This window comes from Edwardsiella hoshinae NBRC 105699 = ATCC 33379 (genome assembly GCF_000474215.1).
GTDB classification, from domain to species: domain Bacteria; phylum Pseudomonadota; class Gammaproteobacteria; order Enterobacterales; family Enterobacteriaceae; genus Edwardsiella; species Edwardsiella hoshinae.
Window position 1 is genome coordinate 1 of sequence record NZ_BAUC01000108.1, and the last position, 523, is coordinate 523.

The 523-nt window shown below is 60.0% G+C and carries 1 pseudogene; it reads right to left on the reverse strand.

Annotated elements, in window-relative coordinates:
* Positions 1-166 precede the first annotated feature (166 nt).
* Positions 167-523, reverse strand: a pseudogene (locus tag EHO01S_RS19110) (putative glutamine/gamma-aminobutyrate antiporter GadC); the annotation flags it as partial.

The window sequence follows — 523 nt, forward strand, 5'->3', positions numbered from 1 at the left end:
ATTCTTACCGCCGGCCAACGCGCCATATTGGCGGTACGCCTGATCGACGGCCTGTTGTAAACGTTGTGCATCTAAGGTCATACAGATACCCCTCCTTGTTCAACGGAGCGGGCAGAGCCTGGGCTCTGCCCTGATGTGTCATGAGACGATCCTTTATCGTCGGGGATTAGGGATGGGCGAGCGGTGGCTTGCTCGTGTCGTTGGTAGCGCGCTGAGCGCGAGCCTGGGCAACTACGATGCTGGTATGGGTCGCCGACTCGGTCGGGATCCCCGGATGGCCGCCTTCCGCTTGCCAGGTGAAGGGGGCAAAATCGGCATTTTCATCACGCCAGTGCGGCTTACGTATGGCATAGATGCCGAACGGTACCAGACAGAAGAACAGCGACAGACCGATCAGGATACCGACATACTCCATCGGGCTGCCGACCGCGATCTGACTCGGCGGGATGAAGCTGAAAATGAAGGCCAGGATCGAGCCAACCAGACCGGCGCCGCCGATGATCCACATCCCGATCGGGCCCCC